18 protein-coding genes and 2 tRNA genes are annotated in these 15,613 nt (G+C 55.5%); 16 read left to right on the plus strand and 4 right to left on the minus strand.

Features of this window, described 5'->3' with window-relative positions:
* Positions 1-23: 23 nt before the first annotated feature.
* Both IJL83_07005 and asd read right to left on the minus strand, forming a co-directional pair.
* Positions 24-923, minus strand: a complete 900-nt coding sequence (locus IJL83_07005; protein ID MBQ6553343.1) for a 4-hydroxy-tetrahydrodipicolinate synthase — start codon at positions 921-923, stop codon at positions 24-26.
* Between the two features lie 31 nt (positions 924-954).
* Complete coding sequence (gene asd, locus IJL83_07010) at positions 955-2,034, minus strand: aspartate-semialdehyde dehydrogenase (GenBank protein ID MBQ6553344.1); 1,080 nt, start codon at positions 2,032-2,034, stop codon at positions 955-957.
* 270 nt (positions 2,035-2,304) lie between these two features.
* Between asd and IJL83_07015 the strand changes: the two genes are divergently transcribed.
* The 10 genes from IJL83_07015 (at position 2,305) to IJL83_07060 (ending at position 10,155) form a co-directional block, all read left to right on the plus strand.
* Positions 2,305-3,582, plus strand: coding sequence for an amidohydrolase (locus IJL83_07015; protein MBQ6553345.1), 1,278 nt, complete (start codon positions 2,305-2,307; stop codon positions 3,580-3,582).
* 12 nt (positions 3,583-3,594) lie between these two features.
* Positions 3,595-4,305, plus strand: a complete 711-nt coding sequence (mazG, locus tag IJL83_07020) for a nucleoside triphosphate pyrophosphohydrolase (protein MBQ6553346.1) — start codon at positions 3,595-3,597, stop codon at positions 4,303-4,305.
* 71 nt (positions 4,306-4,376) lie between these two features.
* On the plus strand, positions 4,377-4,649 hold the full coding sequence (locus IJL83_07025) for an HU family DNA-binding protein (protein ID MBQ6553347.1): 273 nt from the start codon (positions 4,377-4,379) through the stop codon (positions 4,647-4,649).
* A gap of 67 nt (positions 4,650-4,716) precedes the next feature.
* Positions 4,717-4,962 carry an RNA-binding S4 domain-containing protein gene (locus tag IJL83_07030; protein ID MBQ6553348.1) on the plus strand — a complete coding sequence of 82 codons (246 nt, stop codon included), beginning with the start codon at positions 4,717-4,719 and terminating at the stop codon, positions 4,960-4,962.
* A gap of 116 nt (positions 4,963-5,078) precedes the next feature.
* A complete protein-coding gene (locus IJL83_07035; protein MBQ6553349.1) occupies positions 5,079-5,351 on the plus strand; it encodes a hypothetical protein in 273 nt (90 codons plus the stop codon).
* Between the two features lie 493 nt (positions 5,352-5,844).
* Positions 5,845-6,138 (plus strand): septum formation initiator family protein, encoded by a 294-nt coding sequence (locus IJL83_07040; protein MBQ6553350.1) that lies wholly within the window; start codon positions 5,845-5,847, stop codon positions 6,136-6,138.
* A gap of 23 nt (positions 6,139-6,161) precedes the next feature.
* The gene (locus tag IJL83_07045) at positions 6,162-6,617 is read left to right on the plus strand and encodes a S1 RNA-binding domain-containing protein (GenBank protein ID MBQ6553351.1); all 456 of its coding nucleotides are present in this window, start codon (positions 6,162-6,164) and stop codon (positions 6,615-6,617) included.
* 1 nt (position 6,618) lies between these two features.
* Entirely contained in the window at positions 6,619-7,779 is a 1,161-nt protein-coding gene (locus IJL83_07050) for an amidohydrolase (protein ID MBQ6553352.1), read from the plus strand.
* A 33-nt stretch (positions 7,780-7,812) separates the two neighbouring features.
* A complete protein-coding gene (locus IJL83_07055) occupies positions 7,813-8,103 on the plus strand; it encodes a hypothetical protein (protein ID MBQ6553353.1) in 291 nt (96 codons plus the stop codon).
* Positions 8,104-8,358: 255 nt separating this feature from the next.
* On the plus strand, positions 8,359-10,155 hold the full coding sequence (locus IJL83_07060; protein MBQ6553354.1) for a M23 family metallopeptidase: 1,797 nt from the start codon (positions 8,359-8,361) through the stop codon (positions 10,153-10,155).
* A gap of 99 nt (positions 10,156-10,254) precedes the next feature.
* Here IJL83_07060 and IJL83_07065 read toward each other — a convergent pair whose 3' ends face one another.
* Positions 10,255-10,815 carry a thymidine kinase gene (locus IJL83_07065; protein ID MBQ6553355.1) on the minus strand — a complete coding sequence of 187 codons (561 nt, stop codon included), beginning with the start codon at positions 10,813-10,815 and terminating at the stop codon, positions 10,255-10,257.
* 400 nt (positions 10,816-11,215) lie between these two features.
* On the opposite strand from IJL83_07065, the gene IJL83_07070 reads away from it, so the two are divergent.
* Entirely contained in the window at positions 11,216-12,019 is an 804-nt protein-coding gene (locus IJL83_07070) for a helix-turn-helix transcriptional regulator (protein ID MBQ6553356.1), read from the plus strand.
* Between the two features lie 145 nt (positions 12,020-12,164).
* On the opposite strand, the gene IJL83_07075 is transcribed toward IJL83_07070, so the two are convergent.
* The gene (locus IJL83_07075) at positions 12,165-12,710 is read right to left on the minus strand and encodes a QueT transporter family protein (protein MBQ6553357.1); all 546 of its coding nucleotides are present in this window, start codon (positions 12,708-12,710) and stop codon (positions 12,165-12,167) included.
* A gap of 184 nt (positions 12,711-12,894) precedes the next feature.
* On the opposite strand from IJL83_07075, the gene IJL83_07080 reads away from it, so the two are divergent.
* The 5 genes from IJL83_07080 to IJL83_07100 all read left to right on the plus strand — a co-directional run bounded on the left by IJL83_07080 (position 12,895) and on the right by IJL83_07100 (position 15,456).
* Positions 12,895-12,981: transfer RNA gene (locus IJL83_07080), tRNA-Ser, on the plus strand.
* A gap of 43 nt (positions 12,982-13,024) precedes the next feature.
* Positions 13,025-13,114 (plus strand) — tRNA-Ser (locus IJL83_07085).
* Positions 13,115-13,345: 231 nt separating this feature from the next.
* Positions 13,346-14,050, plus strand: coding sequence for a M23 family metallopeptidase (locus IJL83_07090; protein ID MBQ6553358.1), 705 nt, complete (start codon positions 13,346-13,348; stop codon positions 14,048-14,050).
* Positions 14,051-14,115: 65 nt separating this feature from the next.
* On the plus strand, positions 14,116-14,472 hold the full coding sequence (locus tag IJL83_07095) for a zinc ribbon domain-containing protein (protein ID MBQ6553359.1): 357 nt from the start codon (positions 14,116-14,118) through the stop codon (positions 14,470-14,472).
* Between the two features lie 162 nt (positions 14,473-14,634).
* Complete coding sequence (locus IJL83_07100; protein ID MBQ6553360.1) at positions 14,635-15,456, plus strand: hypothetical protein; 822 nt, start codon at positions 14,635-14,637, stop codon at positions 15,454-15,456.
* Positions 15,457-15,613 lie beyond the last annotated feature (157 nt).

Here is a 15,613-nt window from a genome sequence, read left to right on the forward strand (position 1 = left end):
CTTAAACTTCCTTTTCGTTGCCGTCAGACGATAAGCGCCTCGGGCATGGCGTTCGCGAGCTCGACGTGCAGGCGTTCCTCGTTCTTGCCGGAGATCTTCGTCAGCGGCATACGGAGCGAACCGTCGCACCAGCCGAGCAGCTTCATCGCTTCTTTGACGGGGATGGGGTTGACGTCGCAGAAGAGCGCCTCGATAAGCGGATGGAACTTCATCTGCAGCGCGAGGGACTCCTTGAGCTTGCCGTTGAACCAGTATTGGCAGATATCGTGCGTTTCGCGCGGCAGGCAGTTGGCGAGGACGGAAATAACGCCTATGCCGCCGAGCGAGAGGATCGGCACGATCTGATCGTCGTTGCCGGAATAGATCTGCAGGTCGTCGCCGCAGAGGTAAGCGGTGCGCATTATCTGCGAAATATTGCCGGAGGCCTCCTTGATTGCGACGATATTCGGGTGTTTCGCAAGCTCCGCGCAGGTCTCGGGCAGTATGTTGACGCCCGTGCGGGAGGGGACGTTGTAGAGTATCATCGGGATATCCACTCTGTCCGCGACGCACTCGAAGTGCTTGACGAGCCCGGCTTGCGAGCATTTGTTGTAATATGGAGTGACGGCGAGCAGCGCGTCCGCGCCGGCTTCCGCGGCGTATTGCGAGAGCTCGAGGAAATAGGCGGTGTCGTTGCTTCCGGTTCCGGCGATGACGGGTATCCTGCCGGCGACGGTCTTCACCGCGAAGCTGATGGCGTTGCGGTGTTCGGCGTCGGTCAGAGTCGAGGGTTCGCCGGTCGTTCCGCAGATAATGACCGCGTCGGTGCCGTTCTCGACCTGGTAGTTGAGTATCCTTTCGAGCGCGGGGTAGTCGATGGCGCCGCCGTCGATGAACGGGGTGATGATAGCTACGCCCGAGCCCTTAAATACAGTCTTTTTCATATCTGTTCTGCCTTTCGTAAAAATTGCAGCGTCAGTCGATATAACCCTCGGCGCAGAGCAGTTCGGCCATGAGCACGGCTCCGCCCGCGGCGCCTCTCAGCGTGTTGTGTGAGAGGGAAACGAACTTCATATCAAAGAGGTTATCTTCGCGGAGACGTCCCACGGTGATGCCCATGCCGCCGTAGATGTCGCGGTCGAGCGCGGTCTGCGGGCGGTTGTCTTCCTCAAAGTAGGTGATGAACTGCTCGGGCGCGGAGGGGAGCTTCAGCTCCTGCGGACGCCCCTTGAAGTTCTTCCATATCTCCTTGACCTCGTCGAAGGACGGGGGATTCTCAAACGAAGCGAAGACCGCCGCGAGGTGTCCGTCGGAAACGGGCACGCGCACACACTGCGCGGTGATGACGGGGGAGGAGGCGAGCTTTATCTCGCCGTCGGCAATCGAGCCCCAGATCTTGAGCGGTTCGACTTCGCTCTTTTCCTCTTCGCCGCCGATGTAGGGGATGACGTTGTCCGCGATCTCGGGGAAGGTGGCGAACGTCTTGCCCGCGCCGCTTATCGCCTGATAGGTGCAGACGGCGATGGATTTCAGCCCGAACCTGCGCAGCGGCGAAAGCGCGGGAACGTATCCCTGGATTGAGCAGTTCGGCTTGACTGCGACGAAGCCGCGCTTCGTGCCGAGCCGCGCGCGCTGTACGGGTATTATCTCCGCGTGGTGCGGGTTAATCTCCGGGATGAGCATGGGAACGTCGGGCGTCAGGCGGTGCGCCGAGTTGTTGGAAACGACGGGGCATTCGCGCATGGCGTACTTGTTCTCGAGCTCGCGTATCTCCGCCTTCGGCATATCGACAGCGCAGAAGACGAAATCGACCGAGGAGGCGATCTTATCGATATCCTGCTCCGCGTCGAGCACCACCATATCCTTGACGCTTTCCGGCATCGCGGAGGCGAGCTTCCAGCGGCCTTCCATCAGTTCGCCGTAGGGCTTTCCCGCGGAGCGGGAGCTGGCGGCGAGCAGCGCGATATCGAAATTCGGGTGCTTGTCGAGCAGTGTGATGAAGCGCTGACCGACCATACCGGTCGCGCCGATTATTCCGACTTTGTAGTTTCTCATAGATATCAGGTCCTTTCGCGGTCGGGGTTTCGCGCTCTTTATATGGTATGCTTTTGTGACGAAACTACCACACCTATCATAATAGTATAGCATAATATCAAAAAATGGCAATAGCAAAAATGAAAATTTTTACGGATTAAAGCGTAAAATTATTCGCTCCGGTGCTTCGGGATAAAAATGGAAGAATCCACTTGAAAAGCCGCGCAGGATTTGGTATAATAATTTTTTAGAAACGACGCTTTGCCGCGTTCGCGGCGGAAAGGTGATAATATGAAAAAACTCATCAAAAACGTTACCGTCATAACCCCCTCCGGAGAGGTGCGCGGATGCATCGGCGTCGACGGCAGGGTCATCGACTATATCGGCGCGCCGGAGCCGGCCGGATACGACGAGATTATCGACGGCAAAAACGCGATAGCGGTTCCCGGCTTCGTGAACGCGCACGCGCATCTGCCGATGGTGCTTTTCCGCGGATACGCGGAGGATATGGCGCTCCAGCCGTGGCTTTTTGAGAAGATATTTCCCGCCGAGGACAAGCTGACTCCCGAGCTCGTAAAATGGGCGTCCCGCGTCGCGATCGCGGAGATGATTTCGGGCGGAACCACGTCCTTCTCCGATATGTACTATTTCTGCGACGAAATTATTTCCGCCGTACTCGACAGCGGCATAAAGGCGAATATTTCCCGCGGCGTTTCCGCGTTCGCGGAGACCGACGCGTCGAAGCTCGTTTCATTTCGCGAGACGGAGGAGCTTTTCGGCAGGTTCGACGGCGCGGGCGAAGGCCGCGTGAAGATCGACGCCTGCCTCCACAGCGAATACACGAACAACAAAGCGATCTGCCGCGCGATGGCGGATTACGCGCTTGAGAAGAAGGCGGTGCTTCACGTCCACGTTTCCGAAACCGAAACCGAGCACCGCGAATGCATAGAGCGCCACGGTCTTACGCCGACGGCGTTCCTCGAGAAGTGCGGCTGCTTCAGGTCTCCCGTTCTCGCCGCGCACTGTGTCTGGCTGACTGACGAGGATATCGCGATCATGGCGGCGAACGGCGCCTCCGCCGCGCACAACCCCTCCAGCAATCTGAAACTCGGCAGCGGCGTCGCCCGCGTTACCGATATGCTCGCCGCCGGAGTAAACGTCTGTCTCGGAACGGACGGCTGCTCGTCGAACAACAACACCGATATGTTCACCGAACTCCACCTCGCGTCGCTGTGCGCGAAGGGCTTCCGCCGCGATCCGCAGGCGCTGCCCGCCTCGCAGGCGTTCGCGCTCGCGAACGCTGCCGGCGCGAAGGCGCAGGGCAGGGCGGATACCGGCGTCCTCGAGGTCGGCAAGCGCGCCGATATCGCGCTCGTCGGAACGGACGCGCCGCATATGCATCCGACCTATAACGCCACCGTTGCGATAGTTCAGTCCGCGCGCGCGGCCGACGTCCGCTTGACGATGGTCGACGGCGAGGTGCTTTACAAGGACGGCGAATACAAGACGCTCGACGTCGAGGAAGCGATCTTCGAGATGGAGAAGCTCGTCGACAAGACTTACAGATAGAGGGTGCGCGTAATGACCGAAGAAGCGAAAAGACTTGTAAAAGAAAAATACGGGTTTCAGGACCTCGTTGACATAATGGCGCTGCTGCGCAGCGAAAACGGCTGTCCGTGGGACCGCGCGCAGACGCACGAGAGCATACGCAAGAACTTCATCGAGGAGACCTACGAGGCGTGCGAAGCGATCGATAATCACGACACCGCAAATCTACGCGAAGAGCTCGGCGACGTGCTGCTCCAGGTGCTTTTCCACGCGCAGATGGAGCGCGAGGCGGGGCGTTTCGATATAAACGACGTCATCACCGAGGTGTGCGAAAAGCTCGTCGTACGCCATCCGCACATTTTCGGCGACGTTTCGGCGGATACGCCGGAAAAGGTGCTCGAGAATTGGGAGGATATAAAGATCCGCACGAAAGGCCAGACGGACGGCAAAAAGCGTCTTGAGGACGTCCCGAAATCGCTTCCCGCGCTGATGCGTTCATACAAAGTCATCAAGCGTGCGGAAAAGGCCGGCGCCGACCTCGGCGCACCGGAGGATGTTGCCGATAACACTTCCGCGCTTTTGAAGGATTATTTGCAGGCGGAGCAGGCCGAAAAAGAGCAAATTATGGGAAAAATGCTCATAAATCTTGTTACTTTAGCAAAAAAATTTGAAATTGAGCCAGAAGAAGTATTGACAAAAGCTGTTAATTGGTATATCATATCTTACAAGGGAAACGAAGAATAATACTTCGGACAAGCCCTTGAAGAAGTTAACAAACCGCACGTGCGGTTAATTTTGAAGGAGGAAATCAAACCATGACCAAGACTGAACTCATTGCGATCATCGCCAAGGAAGCTGACCTGCCGAAGGCTAAGGCCGAGAAGGCCCTCGCCGCCACTCTCGACGGCATCAAGAAGGCCCTCAAGAAGGGCGACAAGGTCCAGTTCGTCGGATTCGGCACTTTCGAAGTCAGAAAGCGCCCCGCCAGAAAGGGCCTCAACCCCAGAACCAAGGAAGCCATCAAGATTCCGGCGTCCAAAGTTCCCGCTTTCAAGGCCGGCAAGGCCCTCAAGGATGCTGTCAAATAATTAAGACAATATTCGTTAAAGGCGGTCGGAGCGACAGCTCCGGCCGCTTTTATCACACGGAGGCAATATGCGAGTAGACAAGTTTCTGAAAGTCAGCCGCATTATCAAGCGGCGCACCGTCGCCAATACCGCGTGCGACGGAGGCAGAGTGAGCGTAAACGGCAAAAGCGTCAAGCCGTCGCACGAGGTCAAGGTCGGGGATATAATCGAGGTTTCCTTCGGCACGGGAAAGGTGAAAGCGGAGATACTCTCCGTTGCGCCGACCGCCGCGAAAGCGGATGCGCCGTCGATGTACCGGATCATCGAGGGCTGATTGAGGCAAGGATAAATAAATAGAATAGAATAAGCGCCCGCCGCTGTTCATAAGTATAGGTGTCTGTATTTATGAACGGCGGATTTTTACGCCTGAATTCAAGGGGGCGCGGCGAAATGGCTGAAAGCATAACTGAAAAGTCGCACGATCTGTCAATCGTGCGCAGAAAGAAGATGACTCTTACCGGCGTTGAAGACGTGGTGAGTTATGATGATAGCAGGATGGTGATGAAAACCGCGCTTGGCGGACTTGTTATCGCCGGCGCCGGCCTGAAGCTCGGACGGCTTGACACGTCGAGCGGAGAGGCGGAGGTCGAAGGACTGATAAAAATGCTTGAATACACCGACGCCGGCACTGAAAAGGGCTTCTTTAAGAAGTTGTTTCGCTGATGCAGTTCTTTGACGATACCGGCGCGGTGCTGGTCAATATGCTGCGGCTCGCGGTTTACGGAGCTGCAGCGGAGTTCGCGCTTGAGGTGATAAACGGGTGGAATTCTGCGCGAAGACCGAATAAAAAAGCCCTCTTTGCCGCCGATCTCGGTTGGAGCATATTCGCGGCGGCGGGTTTCTTTTTGCTGCTGCTCGCGTACGCGGACGGCGCTCTTCGCCTGCTGTGGTTCGCATGCGCATTCGCCGGCGGATTCGTTTTCAGGCGGCTTTTCGGGCAGCCGACAAAGCGTGCGTTTGCAGCGTATTTCCGTTTCACGGCGAGCGTATGGAGATTTGTCTGCGCGCACGTTTTGAATCCTGTAGTTTCAGCGGCGAAAAAAATCGCGAAATTTTTCTCAAAACCCTTGATATTTTTTACTGCATGCATTAAAATGAAAGCGTATAGGTTAAAATCCGGAAGAATCAGGCGTAAAATCGCGAGGAGAAAACGCAGATGGCTTCGAGAGCGAAAAAAGGCGTAAAGAGAAAGGGCATGCTGCTTAGAATAGCAGTGGTGCTTTTCTTGTGCTTTGTCTGCTACACGATCGTCAAGCTGCAGATAGGCATCTCCCAGATGCGCGCCCGTCTCGCCGACATCGAGAAGGAGAACGCCGCGATCGAAATGGAGATCGCGGAAAAGGAGATAACCCTTCAGGAAGGCGCGACGAAGGAGAACGTGGAACGTATCGCGCGCGAAACGCTCAACTACGTTTATCCGGACGAGATCATCTACACGGATCTCCCGTGATGCGTAGGAGGAAAAACTGATATATGCCAATAAACGTCGGTGATATTTTTGAGGGAACGGTGACCGGAATAACCAATTTCGGCGCTTTCGTCGCGCTTCCGGATGGAAAATCCGGAATGGTGCATATTTCCGAGGTGGCCAACGTTTACGTCAAAGACATAAACGAGTTCGTCAAGGACAAGCAGACCGTCAAGGTCAAGGTGATCGGCATCGACGACAAAGGCAAGATCGGCCTTTCGATGAAGCAGGCGGCCGAATCCGCGCCGGAACCGCCCAAGCGCCGCGAGGAGAAGCCCGCGCCGGCGCCCGTGCCTGCCAAAAAGCCGCCCGTTTTCGACGGCGGTTGGACTCCGGAGATAACCGACGACGCGGATTTCGAGGGAATGATGGCGAAGTTCAAGAAACTGAGTGAGGAGAAGATGAGCGACTTCAAGCGCAGCAGAGACGTTAAGCACGGAAGTTACTCGAGAAGAAGATAGTATGCTTATAAAAAACGCGAAAGTATTTATGCCCGACGGCGACGTTATGGAGAACGCCTGGCTTGCCGCCCGCGACGGAAAGATCAGCGGGATAGGCAGGATGACCGAGGCGCTCCCTCACTTTGAGGGTGAGGAGTATGACGCTGCCGGCGGTTTCTTACTGCCCGGATTCATAGATCCGCACACGCACCTCGGAATGTGGGAGGATTCCCTCGGCTTTGAGGGCGCCGACGGCAACGAGGAGACCGACCCCGCCACTCCGCAGCTCCGCGCGATAGACGGCGTCAACCCAATGGACAGATGTTTCTCCGAAGCGCTCGATTACGGCGTGACCTCCGTTGTTACCGGCATGGGCAGCGCTAATCCCGTCGGCGGGCAGATGGTCGCTGTGAAGACCTTCGGCGACTGCGTCGACGACATGATAATCAAGAACCCCGTCGCTGTCAAATTCGCGCTCGGAGAAAATCCGAAAACGGTCTACAACGGTCAGAAGCAGGCGCCGATGACCCGCATGGCGACCGCGGCGATAATCAGAGAATCGCTTTTCAAAGCGAAGAAGTATATGGAAAAGCAGGGCAGGGCCGCCGCCGACGAAGACGAGGACGAGCCAGACTTCGATATGAAGAGCGAGGCGCTCATCCCGCTGCTGAAGGGTGAGATCTCCGCGCATTTCCACGCGCACCGCGCGGACGACATCTTCACCGCGATCCGTATCGCCGACGAGTTCGGGCTGGATTTGAAAATAGTCCACGGCACCGACGCCGCCTGCATCGCGAAGCGTCTTGCCGACCGTGGTATCGACGTTTTCGTCGGCCCGATAATAAGCGACCGGTGCAAGCCGGAGCTGCGCTCGAAGTCGGATTCCACCGCCGCCGAGCTTGCCGCCGCCGGGGTCTCCGTTTCGATAACGACCGATCACAACGTCGTGCCGATACAGCATCTGCTGACCTCCGTGCAGATCGCCGTGCGCGCCGGTCTTTCCAAACGCGACGCGTTCCGCGCGGTCACGGTCAATCCCGCGAAGGCGCTCGGTCTCGAGTCCAGAATCGGCCGCCTCGCCGTCGGTCTGGACGCGGATATGTCCGTATTCGCCGAGGATCCGTTCGAGACCGTCGCCGCGAAACCGGCGATGGTTTTCATCGACGGCCGGCGCGTCAGATAGCATCAGATAACGAACGATCGGAAGTGGAGCTTAATGGCTGAAATACTTGAAGCGGCAATGGTGATACTCTTCGGTGTATCATGGCCGACGTCGATAATCAAATCATACCGCGCGCGCACGGCGAAAGGGAAGAGTCTGCTTTTCCTGTGCTTTATATTCTTTGGCTACGTCTGCGGCATCGCGGCGAAGATAATCACCGGCAATATCACCTATGTTTTCGCGTTTTACGTGCTTAATCTGCTGATGGTCGGTACGGATATCGCGCTCTACTTCCGCAACCGCGCGCTCGATCGCGTCGCCGAAAAAACGGAGCAGCCGGCATAATAATCATTAGAAGAAATTGCTGAAATCCTTACACAAAATTGTAACAAAAAAGTTACAAATCGGGAACGGTTTGTAACTTTTATTGTTAATATTCGCTATGTTTTGTGGAAATATAGAAGTTGTGATTGTGCATATTCCCGAAAAAGTATCAAAAGTATTGCAAAATAGTTACAAACGGTTATAATAGTATAGTACGAAAACACTCCCGTTCGCGGGAAACGGCGGATCATCGCCGGTAAAAAAGGTGGATATATCGTGCTTGATAACAACATTACAAATAAATACGGCGCACGCGCGGTGAAGTATTCGCCTGCGCACGCTTCGAACGGATCTTCCACGGGCCTGACGGCGTTCTTCAAGAACATCAGGAAGATGTTTAGAAGAGGATTCAGAAAAACCAAGGCCGCCTTTGGCAATATGTTTGCCGCCTGCGGCAGAGGTTTCAAGAAGATCGGTTCTTGGTTCAGGCAGCACTTCGGCGAGGATATTGCTGCTGTCAAGCGTTTTTTCGCGAAAGTTCGTTCTGCAGATAACAAGGCGATCAACGAGACTAAAAATTTCTTTTCCGAAATAGGCAGGGATTTCAAAGCATTCTTCGGTCTGTTCTCGAAGGATTCGCGCAAGCGGATATTGACTGCGGCGAAGAATAAGCTCACCGCAGTAGGCGAGCGAGTTTCGGAGCGGGGTTTCTTCGCGTGGGCGGCGAACAGCGTCAAGCTGCACGCCCGCTTCATTATAACGGTCGCAATGGTATTCAGTATAGTGCTGTTCACTTCCATCTACGCGGCGAATGCCTACGCGATGAACAGCGTTGCGGTCATAGTCAACGGCGAGAATATCGGCGCGGTCAGCAGCATCGACCAATTCGACGAATCCGTCCGAATGGTCGAGGAGCGCGTTTCGCTCGGAACTAACGGCGAATACAAGCTCGGTCTTGACATAAAGTACGAGTTCACGACCTCGTCGTCGGCCGATATATCCACTACTTATGAAATGATCGATAAGATCCTTCGCTTCTCCGGCACGAGCATAGTCGACGCCTACGGTCTCTACGTGGACGGCGAGCTGTGGGCGGTCTGCCGCGACAAAGAAACGATCGATAACTCTATTGCTTCGGTGCTCGCGCCTTATCAGGCGAAGCAGACGGAGGCGGGCGCGACCGTTGCCTTCACGCAGAAGACCGAGACGGTCTACGGGCTTTACCCCGCCGGACTGCTCTGCAGCGAAGAGGACCTCAAATCCATAATCGGCGACGTTGAGGGCTACAAGAGCTATCGTATCCAGGCGGGCGACACGCTTGAGAACATCGCTATGATGAACGACACCACCGTCGAGGCGCTGAAGGAGCTCAACCCCGACCTTCCCGAAGAGCTGGTCGTCGGCACGGATATCAACGTCGCGAAGAACGACGGCAAGCTTTCCGTCAAGACGGTTATCCGCAAGAGCTACCAGAAGACGATAAAATATAAGACTGTCAAAACCAGAACGAAAACGCTCGCTGCCGGCACGACGAAGGTCGAGCAGAAGGGCGAGAACGGGCTGAAGGAGATCGTCTCCGACTTCGTCTACATCGACGGCGAACTGATCGAAGAGGTCGTTGTTTCCGAGAAGACGATCAAGAAGGTCGTCGACGAAAAGATCCTCGTCGGTACCAAGTCCACGGGAGGCGGCGGAGGAGTATCCACCGGCAACTACATGAGACCGGTATCCGGCGGCTACGTATCCAGCAGATACGGCTACAGAGGCAGGGAGTTCCACACCGGCGTCGATATCGCGTGTCCGAAGGGAACGCCGATAATGGCTGCCGACGGAGGCACCGTCACTACGGTCACATACGGCAGCAGCGGTTACGGATACCATATCATTATCAACCACTCCAACGGAGAACAGACGCTTTACGCTCACTGCAGCGCGCTCTACGTTCACGTCGGCGAGAAGGTCGATAAGGGTCAGGTCATCGCCGCGGTCGGGCAGACCGGACGCGCCTACGGCTACCACCTCCACTTCGAGGTCCGCCGCAACGGCAAGCACGTCTACCCCGGCATAGGATAATAAGCGGCATAATAAAAGCGGCTCCGTGCGGAGCCGCTTTTGTCTGTCATTCTGAGGGCGATGCCCGAAGAATCCCCCGACTTTCTCAGCGGTGCGGGATCAGTCTTCCGGCCCGAGCTGGCCTTTCGCCCAGTGCTTGCGGCAGAGACTCGTGTAGCTTTCATTGCCGCCGATGACGACCTGTTCGCCGGTCTTCGTGACCTTGCCGTTCAGCAGACGTGCGTTGCAGGTGGCTTTCCTGCCGCACCAGCATATCGTTTTTACCTCCTCGATGGAGTCCGCCCACGCGAGCAGCCATTGACTGCCCTCGAAAAGGTTGCCTTTGAAGTCGGCGCGCAGTCCGTAGGCGACGACGGGGACGTTTTCCTCGTCCACGATGCGCACGAGCTCCTCGACCTGCGCCTTCGTCAGAAACTGCGCCTCGTCGACGATGACGGCGTCGTACTTTTTGACGTCCACGCCGCCGAGCTCCTCCATATAGACGCAGTCAGCGCGCAGTCCGGAACGCGAGACGACGACGTGATCGCCGTCGCGGTCGTCCACGCGCGGCTTGACCATGAGCGCGTTCTGTCCGCGCTCGGCGTAGTTATACTGCACCATGATCGCGTTCGCGGTCTTGCTCGAGCCCATCGCTCCGTAGCGGAAATACAGCTTTGCCATAAAAGCGCCTCCGTTTCTTTGCATCATTATACCACACCGTAGCGGAAAAGGGAAGAGGATTTGCGTAATAAAAAAGGCGCCCGTCGGGACACTTGCGACAGAGCATGTGTCCCGATTTTTTGCGCTTAGCTTTGAAATTGATCTGATCTGTGCTGTTTTCAGCAAAACCAACGCAAAAGCACTTTTGACAACCTGCGGTCATCAAAAGCGCATTTTTGCTCGGTGAGGCGGGGATTGATCTCCGCCTTGATGAATTAATGGCACTGCATTGTTTCAACTCCCAGTTGAATTATTTGCGCTTATCAGGTTATTGAATATTAATTGAGCATGATCTATAATGATATCAGAACGAAAGGCGCCGATTCGTTTTAATTATGTAATAGAAACGGAGATAACTATTATGGTATTAAACATCGGAAGCAAGATTAAATCGTTGCGAAAGCAGCGAGGATTAACGCAAGAACAACTGGCTGAGGCTGTCGGCATTTCTTTTCAATCCATAAGCAAATGGGAAAACGGTATTGCATTGCCGGATATAACTCTTACACCGGCTTTGGCGAGTTATTTCGGCATCACGATGGATGAACTTTTTGGATACAATCTGAAAGAAACAGAAGAAAAGATAAATTCCATCTGCGAAGAGGCTTTTAAATGCAGAAACGAAGATCCGATCAAAAGCCGCGGTATTCTTGAAGAAGGGCTGAAAGCTTATCCGGACAATGATGTTTTGCTTAATAATCTTCTATACGTAATGGATTATCAAAAAGAGCCGGATGAGGTTATTCGAATTGCCAATAAACTGATTGATCAGACAACGCAAGAAGATGTTAAATACGATGCGTTGCGTTGCCTTGCCGACGCTTATAAACAAAAAGGCGATATGAAGAGCGCCGAAGCAGCCATTGAGCAGATTCCCGAAATCTATTTTTCAAAGTTATCGGTAGCAGCGTGGATACTGACAGGCAAAAAACAATACGATGCTGCGGAAAAGCAGAAGTGGATAGCTTTTGAAGATCTTCTACAAATGATGGGCAAAATCGCCGAATATCTGGAAGAAGAGGAGAACTGCGTTGCTGCTCTTGCGGAAGCAAAACGTGCAAAGGCGCTCATTGAAGCAATGAAAGATGAGAAAAACATTGAAAAATTCAGTGTATATGTCAAGGCGATAGATGAACAGATTTGCAGACTATCGGCAAAAAAGTAGTGAGGCGCGGAGCAATCCCAGCCTTGTATCATTGTTACTTATAAACAGTCTTCTTGACTCTTTAGCTCCGAACCCGTAAACAAACCGCGAGGGACACCTGCTCTATGGCAAGTGTCCCTCGGGACGCCTTTTTCGTATGCGTTTTTCAGAAAAGTTCGGTCCTGCGGTTGATGCGGTTGAGCAGGAGCATCAAGCTGACGCCGAGGACGTAGCAGACGGCGGCTTCGCCGGCGCCGACGGTCAGCGCGTGGAGCCCGAGCACCGCGAACTTCGAGGTCGCGCCGAGGGTGGCGGTCACTCCGTAGCCGTAGTAGAGCACGAATGGGATAATCAGCGCGTTGAAGACGACGGGCGGCAGCGGCACGAGCAGCTTCGCTCCGAGCGCGACGCGCTCGGTCCTGCCGACGCGGAACGCCCTGCCGATGAAATAGCTCGCGATCGCGGCGAGCAGCGTCGCCAGCGAGCCGAAGACGACGTCGATCCACGTGCCGCCGAGTATGTTCGCGACGGCGCAGCCGATCGTCAGTCCCGGGATGGCGGCGGGCGTGAACGCGGGCAGCACGCAGAGCGCTTCGGAAAGGCGGAACTGGATGCCTGCGGACGAGATCTCCCACAGCACCATCGTCAGCGCGGCGTAAAGCGCGGCGGTCAGCGCCGCGGTCACAAGGTACCTTACACTTTTGTTTTTCATTTTTTCAACTCCGTAGTTTTGTTTTTTCGGCCTTGCGGCGTGGGTGAGGATGGTTCCGAACTCACCGAGGGCGATTATAACACAGGCGCGCGCGAATTGCAAGCGAAAGTTTCGCCGCCCGAAATACAAAAAATATCTCTTGACAAAGGCGGCGCGGTATGTTATCATTCATCTGTTGCGTTACGGAGAGATGTCCGAGCGGTTTAAGGAGCCGGTCTTGAAAACCGGTGACCCGAAAGGGCCGAGGGTTCGAATCCCTCTCTCTCCGCCAATTTCTCTCATAACGAAATGATATAGGCGTTTATCGTCACCATGGAGAAGTACCCAAGTGGTGAAGGGGCTCCCCTGCTAAGGGAGTAGGCTTGTAACAGGGCGCAAGGGTTCAAATCCCTTCTTCTCCGCCAAATAAATCAACCCCACAAAAATTGTGGGGTTGATTTATTTATGTCGGATTCAAGGGGATTTGAAACGAGCTCCAAAGGCGCGAAGCGGCTTTGGCCGCAACAGTCCGGTGGACTGTTGCGCAAGGGAGAGGAAAATCCCTTCTTCTCCGCCAGCATGGCACCTCGCGATCGCGGGGTGCTTTTGTTTTATCCTTTCCCGCGCCCCGCGCGTATACTGCGAGGGGTGATAGTATGAAAAAACTCCGCAGCCCGTTCGCCTGCGCGGTAAGGCGCACGGCGGGCTATCCGAACTACCCGGGCGGCGCGTACCACGGCGGGGAGGATTACGTTCCCGTCGACAAAACGCCCGAATCGAACTGGGATATCTACGCCGTTTCCGGCGGCGAGGTATATATCGCGAAAAAGCAGAAGGGCGACTACTCCGGCGGCTACGGCGCTTACGGCAACTATATCGTCTATATCTGCGATAACGGTCTGTGGGTGCTCTGCGCCCACCTCGCGAAGCTCCCGTGCGTGAAGGCGGGGGAGCGTCTCGCCGCGGGCGAGCTGATCGGCGTTGCCGGCGCGACGGGGAACGTCACCGGCCGTCACCTGCATATCGAGGTCGCGGATATGCGCGGCGTCGAATGCGACCGCGCGGACTGGTACGCCGCCTTCAAGGCACGCCGTGTCCGCCCGAGCGACTATATCGATTTCAACGACTACAGGGAAGAGGGCTTCTTCGTGAAAGTGTGGAAAAACGGCAGCACCGTCGAATACGTCTATCAAACGACGGCGGACTGCAAAGCGCGGCGCGGCCGTATCGGCTCGCTCGCGCCTTACGAAAGCTGCGAGTGCCGCGGGATCATCGACGGCGTCTATCTCGTCGTCTACCGCGTCAACGGCACGAACGCGCTCAAGTGCGGCTTCGTCCGCTACTCCGGCGGCGTAAAGTAGGTGTTGACCTCGCAGCGAAACGGTGGTATAATACCGGTATCAGCTAAACGAAAGGACGTTCGGATATGAGTATTCTGAAATGGGTCATCAAAGACGCCGTCGAAGAAGCGGTCTCGCAGGCCGCGTGGAAGGCCGCTCAGCCGTCTATGGAAGCCGCCGCCAACAAAGCCGCGCAGGAAGCGTTCGCTGAGGCAACCAAAAACGACGCCGCCGTTCAGGCCGCGCTCGAAGCGGCGAAGAATATGAAGATCTGCCCCTCATGCGGAACCGGCTGCGCTGCCGATATGAAGTTCTGCACCAACTGCGGAACGAAGCTGCCGGAGCTCGCCGTCGGCGCGGGATTCTACTGTCCGAACTGCGGCAAACAGAACAGCGACGACGCGAAGTTCTGCGTCGGCTGCGGTCAGCCGCTGAACCATTGATACCGCGCTTTTTCCGCGAGCGCCGTCCTTCCGGGCGGCGCTCGTTTTTTGCGCGCGCACCGCGGTATTGATTTTTCTTGTCCGATATGCTATAATATCTAATGTTATACACAAGATGCCGTTGGGGCAAATACGCGAAAAGAATATGGGGGCTTCCGCTTAATGAGCCGTAAAATACGTAACTTTTACTATTATGACGAACGAAACGACGACTTCGCGAGCAACGGAATAGAGACCAAGCCGCTGCCCGCGGACTACGAATACCTGCCGAAGAGCCGTCTTTTCCGCTTCTTCAAACCGCCGGTCTACTTTTTCGTGCGCGGGATATGCTCGCTTTGTGAAAAGACGGGGATCGCGATGCGCGGAAAGAACAAAAAGGTGCTGAAGAACAGGGGAGACCGCTCGAAGGGATATTTCATCTACGGCAACCACACCTCGAGCTTTTCCGACGCCGTCACCGGCGCGGTGGCGACGTTTCCGAGGCAGTGCTACGTCGTCTGCAACCCCGACGCGCTCTCAATAAAAGGCATCCGCACGCTCGTGCGCTTTGTCGGCGCGCTTCCGACGCCGTCTTCGCGCAGGAACTACGCCGACTTCGGCGTCGCCGTGGGGACGCTGTACGAGAAGGGGCGCCCGATAGTGATTTATCCTGAGGCGCACATCTGGCCGAAGTATAACGCGATCCGCGACTTCGCCGACGTGTCGTTTTCATTTCCCGTCAAGCTCGGCGCGCCCTGCTTCGCGAAAACCACGGTTTACAAAAAGAAGCGCGGAGGCAGGACGAGGGGCTTTGTGATATACGACGGGCCATTCTACGCGGACCGTTCGCTCGGCGAGAGGGAGGCCCGCGCGGAGCTCTGCGCACGCGTTAAGGCGTGTATGCGCGCGCGTGCGGAGGAGTTCGGCTCCGCGCTTGACGAGAGTTACCATTATATAAAAGTCGAATCGCCCGCCGAGGTCAGAACGGAGAGCGTTAAAAAATAATTCTCAGCGATTATTCAAAGCGGCGCGGAAGCTGATAAAAAGACGCGAAGAACAAAAAAACTAATTTTCCCTCTTGACATATGGGGAAATATGCGGTATACTTTTAATGATTTGATGTAGTTTTATGATGTCTTGCGGTACGCAATTGTGCCGAAAG

It is taken from the genome of Clostridia bacterium, from assembly GCA_017438525.1.
Classification (GTDB): domain Bacteria; phylum Bacillota; class Clostridia; order Oscillospirales; family RGIG8002; genus RGIG8002.